The organism is Actinocorallia sp. API 0066 (genome assembly GCF_020991275.1).
Taxonomy (GTDB): domain Bacteria; phylum Actinomycetota; class Actinomycetes; order Streptosporangiales; family Streptosporangiaceae; genus Actinocorallia.
The window spans coordinates 658,729-679,204 of the sequence record NZ_JAJLQY010000003.1 but is presented as its reverse complement, the minus strand read 5'-3'; the positions used below and the strand labels follow the sequence as shown (position 1 = coordinate 679,204).

The window sequence follows — 20,476 nt, the reverse complement described above, 5'->3', positions numbered from 1 at the left end:
TAGCCAAGGCGGGTGCCAGTGAAACAGGAAAGAGAATCACTGAGGTTCTCTGAACGGTCAGTTGATGGTGAGGCCGCCGTGGATGTCGCGGGCTTGGATGACGGTGCGGGCCTGGCCGGTGAAGGTGTTGGTGACGTCGCCGGAGGCTTCGCGCCACAGGTCGGCGCAGGCGCTGCGGAACTCGGGGTCGGCGGTGAACTCCGCGTCGAGGGCGGCCGCGGTGCTTTCCTCGGTTTCCAGGGCGGCGGGGCGGCCGCTGAAGCGCTCGCGTATCCGGCCGACGAGTGTGGCCAGCGCGGTGCCCGCGGACTCGCCCGCGCCCGCCGCCATGCCGGTGGCGACGGCGCCCGCGATGGCCAGCGTGATCGGATCCATGGATCTTCCTCCGGGGTCGGGAATCTCGAGTTCATCATGGAACGCCGACGACCGGAAGCGGTGTAACGTCGGTGCCGTCGGCCTTTGATCTTGGATGCGGGGGCGGTGTGAACGAGTTCACCGGTGACGCCGAGAACGTCGTGCAGATCGGCGCCCTGCATGGGGACTTCGTCCTCCGCGGCCCGGCCCGCCCGGTGCCCCGCGAGATCCAGGCGGTGACCAGCGCGTTCGTCGACCGCGAGCAGGCGCTGGAGTGGCTGCTCCAGCAGTGCGCCGACGCGACCGGCCCGACCCGCATCCTCGTCCTCACCGGCCTGCCCGGCGTGGGCAAGAGCACGCTCGCGCGCAGGTTCGCCGAACATCACCGCGACCACTTCACCGGCGGCCAGCTTCTCGCGGCCTGCACCGACCACCCCACCGACGACGGGCTTGTCGACGTCACCGCGATGGTCGGCTCGTGCCTGAGCGCGCTGGGCGTCGCCGCCGAGCGCCAGCCCGCCACGCTCGCCGACAAGGTGAAGCTGTTCCGCAGCAGGACGGCCGACGCGCCTTTCCTCGTCCTGGTGGACGGCGCGACGGAGGCCGCGCAGGTCCGGCCGCTGGTGCCGAACGCGCCGGGCAGCGTCGTCCTGGTGACGGCCTCGGCCGACCTCAGCGAACTGTTCCTCGACGGCGCGGAGTTCCACGAGCTCCGCGAGCTCGACGAGGGCAACAGCCGCGACCTGTTCACGATGACCGCCGGTGACGGCGACGCCGCCGACCTCGTCGGCTACTGCGGCGGGCATCCGCTGGCGATCCTCGTGCTCGCCGGACGCGTCCGCGGCCTGCACGACCTGACCGTCGCCGATCTCGGCAGGGAACTCGCCGACGAACGGCGCCGCCTGCACGCGCTCTCCCTGGGAGGACGAAGAGTGTCCGCGCAGTTCACCGTCTCTTACGACCGCCTGCCCGCCCCCACCCGACACCTCTACCGGAGGCTCGCCCTCCTGCCGACCGTGGACTTCACGGTGGACACCGCCGCCGCCGTCTCCGGCGCGCTGCTGGCGGAGGCGCGCGCCATGCTCGGCGTGCTCTCGGACGTCCACCTGGTGCAGCGCGCGTCCGGCGGGAGGTTCAGGTTCCACGGCCTGGTGAAGGCGCACGCGCGCGAACTCGCGGAGGCCGACCCGGCCGAGCAGCGCGAGGCGGCGCTCGCCCAGGTCGTCGGCCACTACCTGCGGTGGGCGGCGCACGCGGACCGGACGGTGATGGGCGCCCGCTCCCGGATCGCCGACCACGCGGTGCTGCTCGCCGACGTCCCCGACCCGTTCGGTGGCAAGGACGCCGCCCGCGCCTGGTTCCAGGCCGAGCGCGGCAACCTGCCCGTCGTGGTCCGCGCCGCGCATGACGCCGGTTTCCACACCGAGACGTGGCAGCTCGCCGAAGCCCTCGTCGCCTTCTATCTGAACTACCGCTACCTCACCGACTGGGTGGTCGTGGGTGAGCTGGGCGCCGCCGCCGCGCTCGCGGCGGGTGAGCCGCGCGCTGAGGCGCGGCTGCGCATCGGCGCCTCCCGCGCGCACATGGGCCTGCGCGACGCGCGCCGTGCCTGGGCGGAGCTGGAGCGGGCCGCCGCCATCGCGGACGCCGACGCCGACCTCGACGGACGCCCCACCGCCGACCTCGTGCTCGCGGCGTCCGTCTGGGAGCACCGCGCCCGTGTCCTCGACGCCCGCGACCCGGAGGCCGCGCTCCGCGCCTACGACCGCGCCCGCGCCCTCAACGAGCGGGCCGGCGAACACCGCGGCGTCGCGCTCACCCTCTACTTCCAGGCCGAGACCCGGGCCGCCCTGGGCCGGGACGCCGAGGCCAGGGCCCAGCTCGAGGACGCGCTGGCCCGCTTCCGCGCCCTCGACGACTCGCGCATGGCGGCCCGCGCCCTGATCTCGCTGGCGCGTCTCCTTTCCACCTCCGACGGCGGCGGCGAGGCCCGTCCCCTGCTGGAGACCGCGCTCACCGAACTCGCCGACACCCACTACGAGGCCGAAGCCCGCGAGCTCCTCGCCGCGCTCACCGACGACCCGGCCGCCGCCCGCGCCCACCTCCAGCGCGCCGCCGAGATCTACCTCCGCGAAGGCGACCCGCGCGCGGACGACCTCACGAACCGCCCGAATCCCGCCTGAAATCCAACGCCGAAACATCCGACACCACCCGCCACAACACTCGAACACCGGGCGGCACACCGCCGCCATGTGCCGCTCTGCATGCCCGCGCCGGAGCTCCGCAAACCCGTCCCGCGCCATTTTTTCGCCGACCGATTCCCCCATGAATTATCGCCGGAAATGCCGCCATTTCCGCAATCCCGAAAAAGGGGATGGAGGCCACGAGTCACCCACCTGTACCGTAAAAGCGATTGTTTGGCGGCGTATGCCGGTGTCGATCGCGCGCTTGGGGCGAGAGTGAACCGCTTTTCCGGTGAGGCGAAGATCGTCGTCCAGGCCCAGCACGTGCACGGCGGGGTGCACGCGGGCCGGAGACCGTGGCCCGTCCCCAGGGGGATCCCGATCCCGCCCTGGGATTTCACCGACAGGGACGACCCGCTGCGCTGGCTGCGCGAGCGCTGCGCAGAGGCCGCCGTCGGCATCCGCACCCTGGTGATCACGGGACCGCCGGGCATCGGCAAGACACTCCTGGCCCGCGCGCTCGCCAAGATGGAACAGGGACGGTTCCCCGGAGGCAGCCTCATGGTTCGCGGGGCAGCCCACGAGCGTGGCGAGCCCGGCCTGTTCTCCATGCTGGGCGCGCTCCTGGAACGCCTGGGCGTGGCCGACAGGCACCAGCCTGAGGACGTCGAGGGAAGGCGCGACCTGTACCGCAGCATGACTTCGGAAGACCCGTGCCTTGTGCTGCTCGACGGGGTGTCCGAGGCGCTACACATCCGTGAACTGGCCCCGAACGCTCCGGGGAGCGTCGTCCTCGTGACCGCCTCGCGCTCGCTCAGGGGCCTCCAGCTCGACGGCGCGGAGCATCTGGAGCTGCGGGAGCTCGATCCGGAGCACAGCGGGCTCCTGTTCGCGAAGGTCGCGGGCGACCCCCATCGGGAGGCGGCCCATCTGGTCCGCTTCTGCGAGGGGCATCCGCACGCGCTCAGACTGCTCGGAAGCCAGGTCAGGGACCTGCACGAGACGTCCATCGTGGAGTTCGCGGCGCAGATGGAGGACGAGCGGCGGAGACTGCGCGCGCTCAGCCCGAGCCGGGGCACGGGAGTGTCCGCGTCGTTCACCGTCGTGTACCGGCGGCTCGATCCCGGAGCGCGCCGCCTCTACCGGCTGCTTACGCTGCTTCCCGGCCCGCATTTCACCGCCGACAGGGTGGCGGCCCTGGCGGACACGTCCATGACGGAGGCCAGGAGGGCGCTCGGAGTACTCGCGGACGCGCATCTGCTCCGGCGGGAGCCGGGCGGACGGTTCGCGTTCTCCGGGCTGGTCAGGGTGCACGCGGCAGGGCTCGCCGCCGGGGACGCGCCGGAGGAGCGCCGGGCGGCGCTGGCCCGCGCGGTGCGCCACGACGTGCGGAAGGCGGCGTTCGCGGACCGCCGGCTGATGGGGGAGCGCCAGCGCGCCGCCTCGCACGCGGAGCTGCTCACCGGGGCCGTCGACCCGTTCGCGGATCGCCGGGAGGCGGTGGCGTGGCTGCGGGCCGAGCGGGCGAACCTGCCCGCGCTGATGCGCGCGGCGCAGGGTGTCGGCCTGCACACCGAGGTCTGGCAGCTCGCCGAGGCGCTCGTCGCGTTCTACCTGAACCACAGGTACCTGGCCGAATGGGCGACCGTGTGTGAGCTGGGGTTGGCGGCGGCGCGGGCGACGGGCGCGCGGCGGGCGGAGGCCAGGTTGCGGCTGGCGGCGTCGCGCGTCTTCATGACGCGGGGCGAACCCGACCTGGCGTGGGCGGAGACGGAGCGGGCGGCGGCGCTCGCGGCCGCCGACGCGGACCAGGTCGGGCGCGCCCCGCGCGACCTGGCGCTCGCCGCGTCCGTCTGGGAGCACCGCGGCCGGGTCCTGCGGGAGCGCGACCCCGCCGCGGCGCTCGCCGCGTTCGGCACGTCGCGGGAGCTCAACGAGCGCGCGGGGGAGCGGCGGGGCCGGGCGCTGGCGCTGCTGTTCGGGGCGGATCCGCTGGTGTCGCTCGGACGGCCGGGCGAGGCGCGGAGCCAGGTGGAGGAGGCGCTCGCGGGGTTCCGCGCGCTGGGCGACGACCGGATGGCGGCGCGGGCGCTCATCGCGCTCGCCCGCCTGCTCCTGCGCCTCGGGGAGCGGCGGGAGGCTGCGGCGCTGCTGGACGCCGCCCTGATGGAGCTGGGCGGCACCCACTACGAGGCAGAGGCACGGGAACTGCTCGCCGCCCTCGCCCGTGACGGCGCGGACGCGGAGGCCCATCTGCGGGCCGCCCTCAAGGTCTACGCGGACGAGGGCCACCCGCGCGCGCGGGAGCTGAGCGCTCTCCTCGAAGCACCCAGGCCGGGACGGAACCGCGCAGGCCGGGGATAGCCGCCCAGCAGGTGCGAAACGTGACGGCGTAAGGCCGTGGACCGGCTTGGATGGTGAGGGGCCGGGAGAGGGGTGGTGGTGCGGAGGAAGGCGTAGAGGGTGGAGGTCAGGAGGCACGGGTGGGGGTGTTGGTGTGGAGGTGGGCGCCGGGGCTGCGGGGAGGCGGATGGCGTAGGGCGGGCGGTGGCTTTGTGTTATGGGGGTGGGGGGAGGGTGGCGAGGAGGGTGTTGAGGGCGGTGGGGAAGGCGTGTTCGGCGGGGGTGCCGTAGCCGACGACCAGGCCGTCGAGGGGTGGCATGGGGCTGTTGGGGTGGCGGTAGGGGGTCAGGCCGTCGACGGCCAGGGAGAGGCGGCGGGCGGCGGCGAGGGTGCTGGGTTCGGTGCCCGGCGGCAGGTCGAGGACGGCGTGCAGGCCCGCCGCGATACCCCGGACGGTGATGTGCGGGGCGTGGGCGGCGAGCGTCTCGACGAGGCGGTCGCGGCGGCGCCGGTAGATGCCGCGCATCCGGCGCAGATGCCGGTCATAGGCGCCGCGCGCGATGAAGTCGGCGAGGACGAGCTGGTCCGTCACGCCCGACCAGGACTCCCGCGCGCCCTTCACCGCGAGCACGTCGTCCACGAGCCGGTCGGGCAGCACCATCCAGCCGAGCCGCAGCGCGGGCGACAGGCCCTTGCTCGCCGACCCCAGATAGACGACGCGGTCGGGGTCGAGCCCCTGGACGGCGCCGACAGGCTGCCTGTCGTAGCGGAACTCGCCGTCGTAGTCGTCCTCCAGGACCGTTCCGCCGGTCGTGCGCGCCCAGTCCACGACGGCGGCGCGCCGCCCGGCCTCCAGTGGGCCGCCCATCGGGTACTGGTGCGCCGGCGTGAGCAGCACCGCGCCCGCCCCGGTCGCGGGCAGGTCGGCGACCCGCGCGCCGTGCTCGTCGACGACCAGCGGGGCGGTCGCGGCGCCGGACGCGGCTATCAGCTCCCGGTGGAACGGCAGCCCGTAGGACTCGACCGCGACCGTGCCGGGAAGGAGCGGGCCGAGGATCCGCACCGCGTTCGCGAAGCCCGGACAGACCACGATCCGCTCGGCGTCGGCGCGCACCCCGCGCGCCCGCGTCAGATACTCCGCGAGCGCCTCGCGCAGCTCCGGCCGGCCGCGCGGGTCGCCCACCCCGAACGCCTCGCTCGGCGCGACGGCGAGGGCCCGCCGCGCCGACGCCAGCCACGCCGCGCGCGGGAACGCCGCCGCGTCGGGCGAGCTCGGCGCGAGGTCGTGAACGGGCTTCCGTGAGCGCGGCGCGGGGCTGCGCCGCGCCAGGGGAAGAGGCTCGGCCCTGGACGCCACCCGGGTGCCCGACCCCTGACGGGCCGTCAGCCAGCCCTCCGCCACCAGTTCCGCGTACGCCTCCGCGACGGTGTTCCGCGCGACCCCCAGGTCGGCGGCGAGCACCCGGTACGACGGCAGCCGTGTCCCCGGCGCGAGCCGTCCGGACCTGACCGCCTCCCGCAGCGCCCGCATCAGCCGTACCCGGACGCCGCCGGGTCCGGCCAGCTCAAGATGCAGGTCGGCCCCGGCGCCGCCCGTCCGCGCGGCCTCCGGCGCAGGCGAAGTGACCCAAGGATCTTCCATGGAAATGCACCCTATCCGGGGTCAACCCGCCTCCTAGGTTGGAGGCATGACAGCGATGCGGATCCCTGAGCGGATGAATTTCGGCGAGGTCGCCCCCAAGGTGTTCAAGGCGGTGCTCGCGCTGGACGCGGCGGCACGCGAGGGCCTCGACCCGGTGCTGGTCGAGCTGGTGCAGATCAGGGCGTCCCAGATCAACCGATGCGCCTACTGCATCGACTACCACACGACGGCGGTGCGCAAGGCGGGTGAGACCGAGGGGCGGATCTACCAGCTGAGCGCGTGGGAGGAGTCCAGCCTGTACACGGTCAGGGAGCGGGCCGCGCTCGCCCTCACCGAGGCCGTCACCCGGCTGCCCGAGGGTGTACCGGACGCCGTGTGGGAGGAGGCCGCCGAGGAGTTCGCGGAGAAGGAACTGGCCCAGCTCATCGCGCTCATCTTCACCGTCAACACGTGGAACCGGATGAACACGACGACCCGCAAGACCCCCGGCACCCTCTGACGCGCCGCCTGATCCACCGAAAGAAAGGCAGGGACTTACCCGTGACCGCGCTCCCCGCGCAGCGGGCCCCCGAGCACGCGCCCACGCGCGGGTGGCTCGCGGTCCTGGCGGTGACCCTCGGCATCTTCGCCCTCATGACGTCCGAACTCCTGCCCGTCGGCCTGCTCACGCCGGTCGGCGGCGACCTGGGCGTCTCACCCGGCACGGCGGGCCTCATGGTGACGGTGCCCGGTCTCGTCGCCGCCGTCTCGGCCCCGCTCGTCACGGTGGCGACGGGCCGGTTCGACCGCAGGCTCGTGCTCGCGGTGCTCGTCGGCGTCGTCGGCGCGGCCAACCTCGTCTCCGCCGCCGCGACGGACTTCGCGGTGGTGCTCGCCGCCCGCTTCCTCATCGGCGTCGGCGTCGGCGGGTTCTGGTCGCTGGCCGGGGGCATCGCGCTACGGCTGGTGCCTCCGCACCACGTCGCCAGGGCCACCGCGCTCATCTTCGGCGGGGTCGAGACGGCGTCGGTGCTGGGCGTCCCGCTCGGCACGCTCCTCGGCGACCACGGCGGCTGGCGGATGGCCTTCGCTGCGGTCGGCGTCCTTGGCCTGATCTCGCTCGTGTGCATGGTCCTGCTCATGCCTGCGGTGCCGCCGCTGCGCGTCCTCAGGCTGGGTGATCTGCCACGGGTGGTGCGCGGCGGTGGCGCCGTCCGCGCGGGGCTGGTCCTCGCGGCGCTCGTCATCACCGGGCACTTCACCGCGTACACGTTCCTGCGGCCGGTGCTCCAGGACGACGGGGTGGACGGCGGGCTCGTCGGGGTGCTGCTGCTCGTCTTCGGCGCCGCCGGGATCTGCGGCAACTTCGTCGCGGGCGCCCTGGTGGCCGGGCGGCTCCGCGCGACGGTCGCCGGGATCGCGGTGGTGCTGACCGCCGCGATGGCCGCCGTCGCACTGGTGGACACGACGCCCTGGACGGCCGCCGCCCTCCTCGTCCTGTGGGGGCTCGGCTACGGCGCGGTCCCCGTCACCCTCCAGACATGGACGCTGCGGGCCGCGCCCGACGCCCCCGAGGCGGCGAGTTCCCTCTACGTGTCCGTCTTCAACCTCTCGATCGCGCTGGGCGCCCTGCTGGGCGGGTTCGCGGTGGACGGCCCAGGCCCGTCGTCCGTCCTGTGGGCGGGCGCCCTCCTGACCCTCACGGCCCTCCTCATGGCCCTCCGGACCCCCGCCCCGGCCCGTGGCTGAGTCACGGCGGGCACAGGGTGGTGGTGTGCGTGTGCGGGCCGGTGTGGACGGTCAGGGCTCCGGGGAGGGGGGTGTTCGCGCGGAGGAGGGTGTAGACGGCGGAGGCCAGGAGGGACGGCTCCGGGTGGGGGAGCGGGGTGTGGAGGAGGGTGCCGGAGCGGGTGGCGACGAGGCAGCCTTCGGGGGTGGGGGCGGCGGCCACCACGGCGCCGGAGAGGAAGCGGTCGCCCATCCAGGCCTCGACGTCGGGCCGGGACGACGGGTGGGTGCGGACCGCGACGGAGAAGTTGCCGTCGGCGGGCGGTAGGCCGGGGTCGTCCTCCGACCAGCAGGCGTGGTCCAGATAGCCGGGTGGCGGGTCACGGCGCGTCCAGGCCGCCGGAAGCGGATAGCGGACGAGCTCGACCGCGCGAGGGCCCGTCCTCCGGGAGTGGACGCGGTGGGAGAACGGGCCCCGGACGGTGGCGTGCGGGTCGGGCACGCGGTGGCGCAGGGCCGGACGTTCAGGGACGGGCAGCCCGAGCAGGTCGAGGAGGTGGGCGCGGAGACGGTCGGCGGCCTCGCCCCGGAACGCGAACATCCGCTCGGCGAGAAGCCTGTGCGCGTCGGGCTTGTGGTCGTCGATCGCCTCCTCGACCTGGGCCCGCAACCCGAGGTCGGGACGGAGCCGGGGCGCGAGCCGCGCGAGGTCGTCGGGCGGCGTGCCGGGCACCACGGACCGTCCGCGCGAGCCCAGGACGAACGGGATGCCGAGGCCGACCGCGTACAGCCCGACCGACCCGTGGTCCCCGACGACGAGGTCGGACGCGACGACGGCGCCGTGCCAGCCTTCGTCCTGCGGCACCTGGATGAGCCCGGAGTCCAGCGCGTCGCCGTGCAGTTGGGCGAAGCGCGCGGGGCCCTCGAAGGTGGGGATGTTCGGGTGCAGGACTGCCGCGACCCGGTACTCGTCAGCGGGGAGCTCCGCCAGGAGCCGTCGGTACAGGGCTCCGTTGGCCCCGTACACCCCGTCGGGCGCCCAGGTGGACGTCACGGTGACGAGCCGCTGCTCACGTCCCACGCCGAGCCGGGCCCGGTAGCGTCCCCGGTAGGGCAGGCTGGCCGCGAGCCGGTCGAGCGTCGGGTCGCCGGTGACGACGCACCGCGCGCCCATCCGCTCGTCGAGCGCCGCCACCTGGTCGCGCTGGGCGGCGTGCGAGACGACGAGGGACACCTCGCGCCGCCCGAGGATCCGGCCCGGGACGAGCCCGGAGATCCGGTGCCCGGCCGAGCCGGAGTCCGGGACGAGCTTGTGGAACCCGATTCCGTGCGGCAGGACCACCACGGGCGCCCGCGCGGGCCTCAGATCGGTGTTCTCGCTCGCGGTGAGCACGAGGTCGTGGTCGAGGTGGCGCAGTTCGCGCCAGGGCACCACGGGCCATCCCGCGGCCCGCACGACGGCTTCGGCGCCGCCGGAGAAGGCCGAGTCGCCGTCGAACGCGAAGACCACGAGCACGTCGGTGCCCTCGAAGACGGGGAGGACGTCCAGGAGCCTGATGGCCGAGGTCGTCGTCCGGGCGAGCGCGAGCACGACCCGCGACACCGGCGCCGACCGCCACCGCTCGAACCACTCACGGGACCAGCGGCGCGGCGCCCTCCGCCCGTGCCTCACCACAGGTCTCCTCAAGCCGTCCCGTCTCCCCACCCGGGTCCGACATCTCGCCCGGCGCATCGCCGTGGCGCCGCCGCCCGAGCTTAACCGACCCTCCCCGGCACCCCCACCCCGGCCCGGGGCCCATCGAACACGCCACTCCCCGGCGCGGGGTGGACGGGCTAGGCTGGGGGTGCGGAAGGTTCACCCGGCGGCCGGTCGGGTGACGTGAGAGGGAACCCGGTGTGAGTCCGGGACTGCCCCGCAGCGGTGAGTGGGAACGAAAGCCGTCATGAAGCACTGGGCCGAAGGGCCTGGGAAGCGACGGCCGGTAGGTGGCGCGCGAGTGCCGGGCCCACGAGTCCGAAGACCTGCCCTCCGCCCGCGCGCCGACCGGCGCGCGTGTGGTCCGCGACCCCGTGGGAGGGTCAGGGGACGCTCGCGGGAGGGGTAGTCCGTCGCCGCGCGCATCCGCGTGAGCTCCCCGTGGTCGCCGTTATGGCTGAGCGAGGGAAGCTGCCATGCGAACGACGATCCTCGGGTATCCCCGGATCGGTGCGCGCCGTGAACTGAAGTTCGCGGTCGAGGACTACTGGGCGGGCCGGATCGGCGCCGACGCCCTGGAGAAGACCGCCGCCGGGCTGCGCGCCGGTATGTGGGCCGAGCTGCGTGACGCGGGCTTGGACGCGGTCCCGTCCAACACGTTCTCCTACTACGACCAGGTGCTCGACACCACCGTCATGGTCGACGCGGTCCCGGACCGCTACCGGGCCCTCAGTGGGCTCGACCGCTACTTCGCCATGGCCAGGGGCGTGCAGGACGTGCCCGCCCTGGAGATGACGAAGTGGTTCGACACGAACTACCACTACCTCGTGCCCGAGCTGGCGCCCACGACGCGGTTCCGGCTCGCGGACGGGGCGCGTGCCAAGCCCGTCGCGGAGTACCTGGAGGCCAAGGCCCTGGGTATCGAGACGCGTCCGGTGCTCATTGGGCCGGTCACGTACCTGCTGCTGTCCAAGGCGGCCGCCGACGCTCCCGCCGGGTTCGCGCCGCTCGACCTCCTGGACGGCCTCGTCGAGGTGTACGCGGAGCTGCTGGAGCGGCTGGCGGGGGCGGGCGCCCAGTGGGTGCAGCTGGACGAGCCGTCCCTGGTCGGTGATCTTCCGCCCGCCGCCGTCGAGGCGGTGGAGCGCGCCTACCACCGGCTCGCGGGGCTGCCGAGCCGTCCCCGGCTGCTCGTCGCCACCTACTTCGGCGCGGTGGACGCCGACGCCCTGAAGGCGCTGGCTTCCACCCGCGTGGAGGGCTTCGGTCTCGACCTGGTCGCCGGGACGGGCAACCTCGACGTCCTCGCCTCCACCGGCGGCCTTCGCGACCGGACGGTCGTCGCGGGCGTGGTGGACGGCCGCAACGTCTGGCGGGCCGACGTGCGCCGCGCCAAGGCCGCCTACGCCGTCCTGCTGGGCCTGGCCGGGCGGGTCGAGCTGAGCACGTCGTGCTCGCTCCTGCACGTCCCGGTGGACCTCGCCGCCGAGCATGACCTGCCCGGGAACGTGAGGGACCGGCTCGCCTTCGCCCGGCAGAAGGTCGCCGAGGTGGTGGCGATCGGCAAAGCGCTCAAGGAGGAGGATCCACTCCCCGCACCCCTGAGCACCCCGCCTGCGGACACGGACGTGCGCGCGCGGCTGGCCGAGCTGACGGACGCGCGCCGCAGCGATCGGGAGGCCCGCGTCCGGGCCCAGCGTGCGGCGCTCGGCCTGCCCGTGCTGCCCACGACGACCATCGGGTCGTTCCCGCAGACCGACGCCATCCGCCGCGCCCGCGCCGAGCACAAGGCGGGCCGCCTGGACGACGCCGCCTACGAGCAGGCCATGAAGGAGGAGATAGCGCGCGTCATCGAACTCCAGGAGGAGATCGGGATCGACGTCCTCGTCCACGGCGAGGCCGAGCGCAACGACATGGTCCAGTACTTCGCCGAGCGGCTCGACGGGTACGCGGCGACCGGGCACGGCTGGGTCCAGTCGTACGGGACGCGGTGCGTGCGCCCGCCGATCCTGCACGGCGACGTCTCCCGGCCGCGCCCGATGACGGTGGCGTGGGCGCAGTACGCGCAGTCGCTCACGGACCGGCCGGTGAAGGGCATGCTGACCGGCCCGGTGACGATGCTGGCGTGGTCGTTCGTCCGCGACGACCAGCCGCTCGCCGAGACGGCCCGCCAGGTGGCGCTCGCCCTGCGCGACGAGATCCGCGACCTGGAGGAGGCGGGCATCCGCGTCATCCAGGTGGACGAGCCCGCCTTGCGCGAGTTGCTTCCGCTGCGCGCGACCGACCACGCCGCCTATCTGGAGTGGGCGGTGGGCGCGTTCCGGCTGGCGACCTCGGGCGCGGCCGACGGCACGCAGATCCACACGCACATGTGCTACTCGGAGTTCGGCGCGATCCTCGGCGCCATCGCCGACCTGGACGCCGACGTCACGAGCGTGGAGGCGGCCCGTTCCCGGATGGAGTTCATCGCGGACCTGCGCGACGCGGGCTACGTCAACGGGATCGGCCCCGGCGTCTACGACATCCACTCTCCGCGCGTCCCGGACGTCACGGAGGTGGAGGAGAACCTGCGCCGCGCCCTGCAGGCCGTCGATCCGGCCCTGCTGTGGGTGAACCCCGACTGCGGCCTGAAGACCCGCGCCTACCCGGAGACGGAGGCGTCGCTGCGCAACCTCGTGGAGGCGGCCCGCCGCGTCCGCGCCGCGCTGAACTGACCCGGAGGGCCGTCCCTCGTGGGCGGCCCTCTCATCCCCCGACAGGGCGGGCCTCCTGCTGGGCGGCCCGCCCTCCCGTCACGCGCCCGCCGGGTGCGTCCGTGAGCGCGCGTCCGGCCCAGGCGTCATCGTGGAGGCATGACGATGGACTCCGACCGGCTGGCCCCGCTGCTCGCCGACCTCGCCGACGTGAGCGGCTATTTCCACCTTTACACCGACGACGCCCCGCCGGGCCCGTGGCGGCCGCTCTCGGCGCTGTTCGGCGACGGTGCGGCGTGGGCCGCGCGGGTGGCGGTGGCGGCCGAGCGGATAGGCACCGACGAGCCCAGGGTCGCCGCGTCGATCCTGCACCTGGGCGTCGCGGCGCGGCTGTGGTCGCCGGTGGTCGGCGCGGCGGCCGGGCACGGGGTGCTGCTGGAGTGGACCGCCGACGCGCTGGAGTGGAAGGACGCCCTGGGCGGGCCGCTTCCGCTGCGGCTACGCACCCCGGTAGGGCGCCCGCTGCCTGACGTCGTCTCCGCGGCCGTCCCTCTGTACGAGGCGGTTTCCGCGCTCGTCGAACCGTTGAACGATCTCGTGCGAGGCCAGGTGAAGCTGCCCCGGCGCCTCCTGTGGGGGAACGCGGCGTCGGCCCTGGGCGGTGCCGTGCGCGCGCTGGCCCGCGCCCGCCCTGAGCGCGCCGACGACGCCCTCGCCCTGGGCGAGGCGCTCCTCGACCTCGGGGAGCTGCGCGGTACCGGCGACTTCGAGCCGGGGCCCGCGTTCCGGCGGACGACCTGCTGCCTGTACTACCGCGTCCCGCACGCGGGCAAGTGCGGGGACTGCGTGCTGCTCACCCCGTCCAGGACCCGGCGCGCCCGAGCCGGGCGCGTGGCGAAGGAGAACCCTTGACCCGCACTGTCGTCACCCGCTGCGCAGTTATTGCTCTTCAGTTGTTCTTGTGAGTTGCAGTAGTTGCAAGTAGTTCGCAATAGTGGGGTGCATGACGTACGCACTCCCAGACCTGCCTTACGACTACGCCGCTCTGGAGCCCGCGATCACGGGCGAAATCCTGGAGCTGCACCACGACAAGCACCACGCCGCTTACGTCAAGGGGGCGAACGACACGCTGGAGCAGTTGGAGGAGGCCCGCGCCAAGGAGCAGTTCGGGGGCCTGGTCGGGTTGGAGAAGACCCTCGCCTTCAACCTGTCCGGCCACATCCTGCACTCGATCTTCTGGGACAACCTGTCTCCCGACGGCGGGGATCGTCCCGAGGGCGAGCTGGCGGCTGCGATCGACGACCAGTTCGGCTCCTTCGAGGGCTTCCAGAAGCAGCTCACGCTGGCCACGCAGACCGTCCAGGGCTCCGGCTGGGGCGTCCTGGCGTGGGAGCCGGTGGGCCGCAAGCTGATCGTGACCCAGGTGTACGACCACCACGGCAACGTCGGTATCGGCTCCACCCCGCTCCTTGTCTTCGACGCCTGGGAGCACGCCTACTACCTCCAGTACAAGAACGTCCGCCCCGACTACGTCGCCAAGCTGTGGGACCTCGTCAACTGGACCGACGTGACCCGGCGCTTCGACGGCGCGCGCGGCTGACCCGCCCCGAAGACCGCGGCGCCGGACCCGGGCGGGTCGGATCGGATCTTGCACCCTGACGAGACCTCCCCCGGCGCCGCACCCTCTCCCGCCCCCTGACGTCGGCCACCTCCCGACGTCAGGGGGTGAGGTGTTGGTGGAGGTGGAGGGCGGCCTCGGTGGGGAGGCGGTGCTGGGTGAGGGGGTGGCCGAGGATCTGCTCGGCCTTGCGGATGCGGTAGTGGATGGTGTTCTTGTGGACGTGGAGGCGGGCGGCCGCGTCGGTGTAGGAGCCCCGGGCGTCGAGGAAGACGCGGACGGTCTCGCGTAGGCGGGTCATCGCGGGGTCGGGGGAAGCCAGGTCGCCCAGGGTGCGGCGGGCCCAGGCGAGGGCTTCAGAAGAGTCGTCGGCTACCAGCGCGGCAAGGGAGACGTCCGAGTAGCGGGTCAGCTGGGCGGTGCCGTGGACGGCGACCGTACGGGTCTGCTGGGCGTCGTGGAAGGTCCTGCGGAACCCGTCGAGGCCGGAAGCGGGTTCGCCCAGCGCGACGCGTAGGGCGGGACGGGTACGGAGTTCCTCCGCGAGCGAGGCGAGGTCCACGGAAGGCCGGGCGGTGGAGGAGACCCACGCCCACAGGGTCTGTTCGTCGGCGGAGGTGACGAACGGGGTGCGGCGCGTCGCGGTGGCCAGCAGGGAGACGCCGGTGCGCAGCGCGCCTTCGGCGGGCTCGGGCGTGCCGGGGGCGATCCACAGGATCGCGGCCAGGTGCCAGCCCCGCAGCGGGACGCCGAGCATCTGCTCCGCCGCCGCCAGGTCGAGGCCGTCGCCGGTGAGGACGGCGCGGACGCGGGCGGCGCGGGCGGCGTCCGAGCGGGTGTCCCACTGGTTGCGCTCGCTCTCGTAGATGGCGATCAGCGCCTCGGTGACGCGGTCGATGTAGCCGTTGGTGGCCATCGCGATCCGGCTCACCGCCGCCAGCGTGTCGCCGGTCGGCAGGCGCAGGTCGGCGAGGATGTACATCGCCCACTGGAGGAGCATGTGCTCCCCGAGGTGGTAGGCGCGGAGCAGGCCCTCCACGGGCAGGTCGTGCTGGGCGAACCGCCGCGCGTACTCGGCGGCGGCCGGGGGCACCGTGATGTCGTCGAGGGAGATGCCCAGCGCGAGCAGGTCGACGATAGCCGTCAGGTTGGAAGCGGTGCTGGCCACCATGATCTGCCGTACCGCGTCGTCGTGGCGGAACTCCGGGATGGTCTCCACGAACATCGCCGTCATCTCGGTCGTGAGCACGGACAGGTCGGCCTCGATACGGCGCGCCACGACCCGCACCGTCGACTCCACGCTGTCGGACATGTCCGGACAGTACCCGGTCGCTGGACGCCGTGACTTTGTGACGCCGGTACAAGTCGGCGGCGCCACCCTGGGACGCGAGCCCATGGCACGCCGGGAACGCCCTGCCTACGTTCGTGTGTGACCCCGATCACGCCGTTCCGGGAGGGATCCCATGCCCCACCTCGCCGAACTGCCCGACGCCAGGGCCGCGCGCGACCCCTCAGGCCCCTGCCTCGCCGACGACACCGCACGGTTGGACAACCGAGCCTTCCGCGACCGGGTGCGGGCCGCTGCGGCCGTCCTGCGGTCGCGCGGAGTCGGTTCCGGCGACATCGTCGCGCTCGTCCTGCCGAACCGGCTCGACCTCGTCGTCGCGATGTTCGCCGCGTGGCGGCTGGGCGCGACCGTCACGCCGGTCAACCCGGCCCTCACCGAGGGCGAGGCCCGCTACCAGATCGAGGACGCCGCCGCGAAGGCCGTGATCACCGAGGAGGCAGGCCACCCGCTCGGCACCCTCGCCGTGGACGAACTCGCGCAGGGCGACCCCGCCGACGTGTCCCCGGAGCCGTCCGACGGCCTCGCCCTCATCATCTACACGAGCGGCACCACGGGAAAGCCCAAGGGCGTGATGCTCGACCACGCCAACGTCGCCGCGATGTGCGACATGATCGTCCAGGGGATCAACCTCGGCCCTGACGACCACAGCCTGCTCGTGCTGCCCCTGTTCCACGTCAACGGGATCACCGTCAGCGTTCTGTCGCCGCTCCTGGCGGGCGGTAGGGCGACGATCGCGGGACGCTTCCAGGCGGCGACGTTCTTCGACACCGTGGAACGGGTCCGGCCCACGTACTTCTCAGGCGTTCCCGCCATCTACGCGATGCTCGTGTCGCTGCCGCCCGAGGTCGTCCCGGATGCCTCGTCCCTGCGCCGGGTGATCTGCGGCGCGGCTCCCATGCCCGCCGGGCTCATCGCAAGGTTCGAGGAGCGCTTCGGCGTCCCGGTGATCGAGGGCTACGGGCTGTCCGAGGGCACCTGCGCGTCCACGCTCAACCCGCCGGGCGGCCTCCGCAAGCCCGGCACCGTCGGGCTTCCGCTGCCCGGCCAGACGGTCGCCGTCAGGGACGCCGAGGGCCGCCTCGTCCAGGACGGCTCACCGGGCGAGGTCGTCATCAAGGGCCCCAACATCATGCGCGGCTACCTCAACCGGCCCGAGGCGACGGCCGCGACCCTCGTGGACGGCTGGCTGCGCACCGGCGACATCGGCCGCTTCGACGAGGACGGCTACCTCGTCCTGGTCGACCGCATCAAGGACATGATCATCAGGGGCGGCGAGAACCTCTACCCCAAGGAGATCGAGAACGTCCTGCACGCGCACCCCTCGGTGCTGGAGGCGGCGGTCGTCGGCGCGCCCGATCCCGTCATGGGAGAGGTGCCCGTCGCTTACGTCGTCCTGCTGCCGGGGGAGAAGGTGACGCCCGGAGAATTGCTGGCGCACTGCCGGGTATACCTCGCCCGGATCAAGGTGCCCGTGGCGCTGACCCTCACCGACGCACTCCCGAGAAACCCGGTCGGAAAGATCGACAAGCCGACCCTGCGGACGCTCGCCGCCCGCCCCTGACCCACACCCCCCGTCCCCCCACCCGCGAAAGCAGGCGACGCATGGGCTTCACCCAGGGCGACTTCCCTCCCGTCGACCCCGACGAGTTCCTCTCCCGACCCCTCCGCGACCGGCTCAGGATCCTCGCCCTGCACTGGGTCGAGTACGGCTTCGGCTCTCCGAAGATGATCCACACCATCTACATCGCCAAACTCCTGCTCTTCTACGTCGTCGGCGGCCCCGCCCTGGCGACCTGGACCTCCGGCGTCGGCCCCTTCTGGGACGTCGCCTCCTGGTGGGACGCGCCCGTCGTCTACCAGAAGCTCATCCTGTGGACGGTGCTCGTCGAGGCGGTCGGCATCGGCGGCTCGTGGGGGCCGCTCGCGGGCAAGTTCAAGCCGATGACGGGCGGCCTCCTGTTCTGGGCCCGGCCCGGCACGATCCGCCTACGCCCGTGGCGGAGGGTGCCGTTCACGAACGGCGACAGCCGCACGCTCGCCGACGTCGGCCTGTACGTCGCGTTCTTGGCGAGCCTCCTTGCGGGGATCGTCCTGCCCGGCGTCTCCAGCACGTCCCTCAGTGAGGTGCTACCGGACGCCGAAGGCGGCCTTGTCCGTCCCGCGCTCCTGATCGCACCGATCGCCCTGTGGATCCTGCTCGGCCTGCGCGACAAGACGATCTTCCTGGCGGCGCGTGGGGAGCAGTACCTGCCCGCGCTCGTCTTCTTCGCCGTGCTTCCGTTCACCGACATGATCGTCGCGGCCAAGCTGCTCATCGTCGTCGTCTGGATCGGCGCGGGCTTCTCCAAGTTCGGCAGGCACTTCACCAACGTCATCCCGCCGATGGTGTCGAACAGCCCGAGCGTCCCGAGCCGGTGGGTGAAGCGGCTGCACTACCGCGACTTCCCGCGCGACCTGCGGCCCTCGCGCGTCGCGTCGTTCCTCGCGCACGTCGGCGGCACCACCGTCGAGATCATCACGCCGCTCGTGCTGCTGTTCTCGACGAACCGGACACTGACGCTCGCCGCGGTCGGGCTGATGGTGGTCTTCCACCTGTTCATCCTGTCCACGTTCCCGCTCGCCGTCCCGTTGGAGTGGAACGTCCTGTTCGCCTATCTCGCGGTGTTCCTGTTCGCCGGGTTCCCCGCGTGGGACGGCTACGGCGTCGGAGACATGTCCTCGCCCTGGCTGACGCTGGGGATAGCCGCCGCCCTCCTGTTCTTCCCCGTGCTCGGCAACCTGCGGCCCGACCTCGTGTCGTTCCTGCCGTCCATGCGGCAGTACGCGGGCAACTGGGCGTCGGCGACGTGGGCGTTCGCGCCGGGCGCCGAGGCCAAGCTGAACACGCTGAGGCCCCGGCCGACCGTGAACCAGGTCGACCAGCTCCAGGCGATGGGCTACCCGCCCGCCGTCGCCGAGATCACCATGCAGCAGCCCGTCGCGTGGCGGTCGATGCACAGCCAGGGCCGCGGGCTGCTGTCCGTGCTGCTGAAGAACCTGCCCGACCTCGACCAGCGCACCGTCCGCGAGTCGGAGTTCGGCACGAACTCGATCCTCGGGTTCAACTTCGGCGACGGGCACCTGCACGGACCCGACTTCATCGCCGCCGTCCAGGCGCGCGTCGGATTCGCGCCCGGAGAGTGGATCATCGTCTGGGTGGAGTCACAGCCGGTGCACCGGAGCGTGCAGCACTACCAGGTGATCGACGCGGCGCTTGGCGTCATCGAGCGCGGCACCTGGAAGGTGGCCGACGCGGTGCGCGAGCAGCCGTGGCTGCCGAACGGGCCGATCCCGCTCGACGTCACCTGGACGGCGGAACACGGCGCCGTCGCCGCCGAGACCCGCTGACGACGCCACGACGAAAGGAGGAGGGATGAGCACAGCCACCGTGGTGGGCGCGGGCCCGAACGGGCTGGCGGCCGCCGTGGCGCTCGCTGAGGCCGGGGTGCGCGTCACCGTGCTGGAGGCCGCCGACCGGATCGGCGGCGGCACCAGGAGCGGCGAGGCGATCGTGCCGGGACTGCTGCACGACCACTGCTCGGCGATCCACCCGATGGCCGTCGGCTCGTCCTTCCTCCGCCGTCTGGGCCTGGACAAGTACGGGCTGCGCTGGAGGCTGCCGGAGGTGGACTGCGCGCATCCCCTCGAAGGCGGGACGGCCGGGGCGCTGTACAGGTCCGTCGAGGAGACGGCCGCCGGGCTCGGGCCGGACGGAGCACGCTGGAAGGCGCTGTTCTCCGGGCCGTCGCAAGGCTATGACGCGCTCAGCGAGGACATCCTGGGCCCTCTCCTGCGCGTCCCGAAGCACCCGCTGCGCCTTGCCCGGTTCGGCCTTCCCGCGCTGGCCCCGGCGGCCCTCCTCGCCCGTCTCTTCCGGACGGAGGAGGCGCGCGCGCTGTTCGGGGGAGTGGCGGCGCACGCGTTCCACCCGTTGGAGCGCCCGCTCAGCTCCAGCATCGGCCTCGGCATCCTCACCGCGGGCCACCGGCACGGCTGGGCCGTCGCCGAGGGCGGCTCGCAGCGGATCGCCGACGCGCTCGGCGCGCTCCTGCTCGACCTGGGGGGCCGGATCGAGACGGGCGCGCACGTCCGTTCCGTTTCCGACCTGCCGTCCTCGGACGTCACCCTGTACGACCTGGCTCCGACGGCCGTGGCCGACCTCCTGGGCGACCGGCTGCCTCGACGCGTCTCCCGGGCCTACCGGAGGTTCAAGTACGGGCCCGCCGCCTTCAAGGTGGACTTCGCCGTCGCGGAGGGGGTGCCCTGGACGTCGGAGGCGGCCCGGCGCGCGGGAACCGTCCACCTGGGCGGCACGTTCGCGGAGATCGCCGCCGGGGAGCGGGCCGTGTACGCCGGACGTATGCCGGACCGGCCGTTCGTCCTCGTCGGCCAGCAGTACCTCGCCGACCCGTCCCGCTCGGTGGGGGACATCCACCCCGTCTGGACCTACGCGCACGTCCCCCACGGCTACACGGGCGACGCCACCGAGGCCATCATCAGCCAGATCGAACGCTACGCCCCCGGCTTCCGTGACCGCGTCTACGGCCACACCGTGCGCACCCCGGAGGGCTTCGCCGACCACAACCCCAACTACGTCGGCGGCAACATCATGACCGGCGCGAAGAACCTCCCCCAACTGGTCTTCGGCCCGCGTCCCACCCTCCACCCCTACGACACCGGACTCCCCGGCCACTACCTCTGCTCCGCCGCGACCCCTCCGGGCCCCGGCGCCCACGGCATGTGCGGCAGCCACGCCGCGACCCGAGCCCTCCACCACCTCTCCCGCGCCTGAAACCGGGCGCATGTGTCCTGTGCCGCAGAAAGGGTGTCCGGGTCAGGTCGTTTCCGGTGG

14 protein-coding genes and 1 riboswitch are annotated in these 20,476 nt (G+C 73.2%); of the genes, 10 read left to right on the top strand and 4 right to left on the bottom strand.

The annotated features are described in order from the left end of the window. Positions 1-57 precede the first annotated feature (57 nt). Positions 58-375 carry a hypothetical protein gene (locus LO762_RS10940; RefSeq protein ID WP_230614460.1) on the bottom strand — a complete coding sequence of 106 codons (318 nt, stop codon included), beginning with the start codon at positions 373-375 and terminating at the stop codon, positions 58-60. Positions 376-482: 107 nt separating this feature from the next. Here LO762_RS10940 and LO762_RS10935 point away from each other — a divergent pair, with 107 nt between their 5' ends. Together LO762_RS10935 and LO762_RS10930 are read left to right on the top strand one after the other, a co-directional pair. Next, the gene (locus LO762_RS10935) at positions 483-2,537 is read left to right on the top strand and encodes a tetratricopeptide repeat protein (protein ID WP_230614459.1); all 2,055 of its coding nucleotides are present in this window, start codon (positions 483-485) and stop codon (positions 2,535-2,537) included. 276 nt (positions 2,538-2,813) lie between these two features. Next, positions 2,814-4,901, top strand: a complete 2,088-nt coding sequence (locus tag LO762_RS10930) for an NB-ARC domain-containing protein (protein ID WP_230614458.1) — start codon at positions 2,814-2,816, stop codon at positions 4,899-4,901. Positions 4,902-5,095: 194 nt separating this feature from the next. On the opposite strand, the gene LO762_RS10925 is transcribed toward LO762_RS10930, so the two are convergent. Next, positions 5,096-6,523, bottom strand: coding sequence for a PLP-dependent aminotransferase family protein (locus LO762_RS10925; protein ID WP_230614457.1), 1,428 nt, complete (start codon positions 6,521-6,523; stop codon positions 5,096-5,098). Positions 6,524-6,569: 46 nt separating this feature from the next. Here LO762_RS10925 and LO762_RS10920 point away from each other — a divergent pair, with 46 nt between their 5' ends. Continuing rightward, complete coding sequence (locus LO762_RS10920; RefSeq protein WP_230614456.1) at positions 6,570-7,022, top strand: carboxymuconolactone decarboxylase family protein; 453 nt, start codon at positions 6,570-6,572, stop codon at positions 7,020-7,022. Between the two features lie 41 nt (positions 7,023-7,063). Then, positions 7,064-8,251 (top strand): MFS transporter, encoded by a 1,188-nt coding sequence (locus tag LO762_RS10915; protein WP_230614455.1) that lies wholly within the window; start codon positions 7,064-7,066, stop codon positions 8,249-8,251. A gap of 1 nt (position 8,252) precedes the next feature. Here LO762_RS10915 and LO762_RS10910 read toward each other — a convergent pair whose 3' ends face one another. After that, positions 8,253-9,902 carry a hypothetical protein gene (locus tag LO762_RS10910; RefSeq protein ID WP_230614454.1) on the bottom strand — a complete coding sequence of 550 codons (1,650 nt, stop codon included), beginning with the start codon at positions 9,900-9,902 and terminating at the stop codon, positions 8,253-8,255. Between the two features lie 177 nt (positions 9,903-10,079). Then, a riboswitch (cobalamin riboswitch) is annotated at positions 10,080-10,260 on the top strand. Positions 10,261-10,402: 142 nt separating this feature from the next. Between LO762_RS10910 and metE the strand changes: the two genes are divergently transcribed. The 3 genes from metE to LO762_RS10895 all read left to right on the top strand — a co-directional run bounded on the left by metE (position 10,403) and on the right by LO762_RS10895 (position 14,219). Next, entirely contained in the window at positions 10,403-12,640 is a 2,238-nt protein-coding gene (gene metE / locus LO762_RS10905; RefSeq protein ID WP_230614453.1) for a 5-methyltetrahydropteroyltriglutamate--homocysteine S-methyltransferase, read from the top strand. Positions 12,641-12,778: 138 nt separating this feature from the next. After that, positions 12,779-13,531, top strand: a complete 753-nt coding sequence (locus LO762_RS10900) for a (2Fe-2S)-binding protein (protein WP_230614452.1) — start codon at positions 12,779-12,781, stop codon at positions 13,529-13,531. A gap of 91 nt (positions 13,532-13,622) precedes the next feature. After that, positions 13,623-14,219, top strand: coding sequence for a superoxide dismutase (locus tag LO762_RS10895; RefSeq protein WP_230614451.1), 597 nt, complete (start codon positions 13,623-13,625; stop codon positions 14,217-14,219). 118 nt (positions 14,220-14,337) lie between these two features. On the opposite strand, the gene LO762_RS10890 is transcribed toward LO762_RS10895, so the two are convergent. Further along, positions 14,338-15,549, bottom strand: coding sequence for a CdaR family transcriptional regulator (locus tag LO762_RS10890; RefSeq protein WP_230614450.1), 1,212 nt, complete (start codon positions 15,547-15,549; stop codon positions 14,338-14,340). A gap of 151 nt (positions 15,550-15,700) precedes the next feature. On the opposite strand from LO762_RS10890, the gene LO762_RS10885 reads away from it, so the two are divergent. The 3 genes from LO762_RS10885 to LO762_RS10875 are packed head-to-tail and all read left to right on the top strand — an operon-like array spanning position 15,701 to position 20,416. Continuing rightward, entirely contained in the window at positions 15,701-17,146 is a 1,446-nt protein-coding gene (locus tag LO762_RS10885) for a class I adenylate-forming enzyme family protein (RefSeq protein WP_230614449.1), read from the top strand. Between the two features lie 41 nt (positions 17,147-17,187). After that, positions 17,188-18,972 (top strand): DUF3556 domain-containing protein, encoded by a 1,785-nt coding sequence (locus LO762_RS10880; RefSeq protein ID WP_230614448.1) that lies wholly within the window; start codon positions 17,188-17,190, stop codon positions 18,970-18,972. Between the two features lie 25 nt (positions 18,973-18,997). Continuing rightward, the gene (locus LO762_RS10875; RefSeq protein WP_230614447.1) at positions 18,998-20,416 is read left to right on the top strand and encodes an NAD(P)/FAD-dependent oxidoreductase; all 1,419 of its coding nucleotides are present in this window, start codon (positions 18,998-19,000) and stop codon (positions 20,414-20,416) included. The last annotated feature ends 60 nt before the right edge of the window (positions 20,417-20,476 follow it).

Excerpts from the sequence above, each read along its gene's own strand:
- LO762_RS10900 (WP_230614452.1), top strand. The coding sequence starts at position 12,779 with ATGACGATGGACTCCGACCGGCTGGCCCCGCTGCTCGCCGACCTCGCC.
- metE (WP_230614453.1), top strand. The coding sequence starts at position 10,403 with ATGCGAACGACGATCCTCGGGTATCCCCGGATCGGTGCGCGCCGTGAA.
- LO762_RS10875 (WP_230614447.1), top strand. The coding sequence starts at position 18,998 with ATGAGCACAGCCACCGTGGTGGGCGCGGGCCCGAACGGGCTGGCGGCC.
- LO762_RS10895 (WP_230614451.1), top strand. The coding sequence starts at position 13,623 with ATGACGTACGCACTCCCAGACCTGCCTTACGACTACGCCGCTCTGGAG.
- LO762_RS10920 (WP_230614456.1), top strand. The coding sequence starts at position 6,570 with ATGACAGCGATGCGGATCCCTGAGCGGATGAATTTCGGCGAGGTCGCC.
- LO762_RS10880 (WP_230614448.1), top strand. The coding sequence starts at position 17,188 with ATGGGCTTCACCCAGGGCGACTTCCCTCCCGTCGACCCCGACGAGTTC.
- LO762_RS10890 (WP_230614450.1), bottom strand. The coding sequence starts at position 15,549 with ATGTCCGACAGCGTGGAGTCGACGGTGCGGGTCGTGGCGCGCCGTATC.
- LO762_RS10925 (WP_230614457.1), bottom strand. The coding sequence starts at position 6,523 with ATGGAAGATCCTTGGGTCACTTCGCCTGCGCCGGAGGCCGCGCGGACG.
- LO762_RS10885 (WP_230614449.1), top strand. The coding sequence starts at position 15,701 with ATGCCCCACCTCGCCGAACTGCCCGACGCCAGGGCCGCGCGCGACCCC.
- LO762_RS10940 (WP_230614460.1), bottom strand. The coding sequence starts at position 375 with ATGGATCCGATCACGCTGGCCATCGCGGGCGCCGTCGCCACCGGCATG.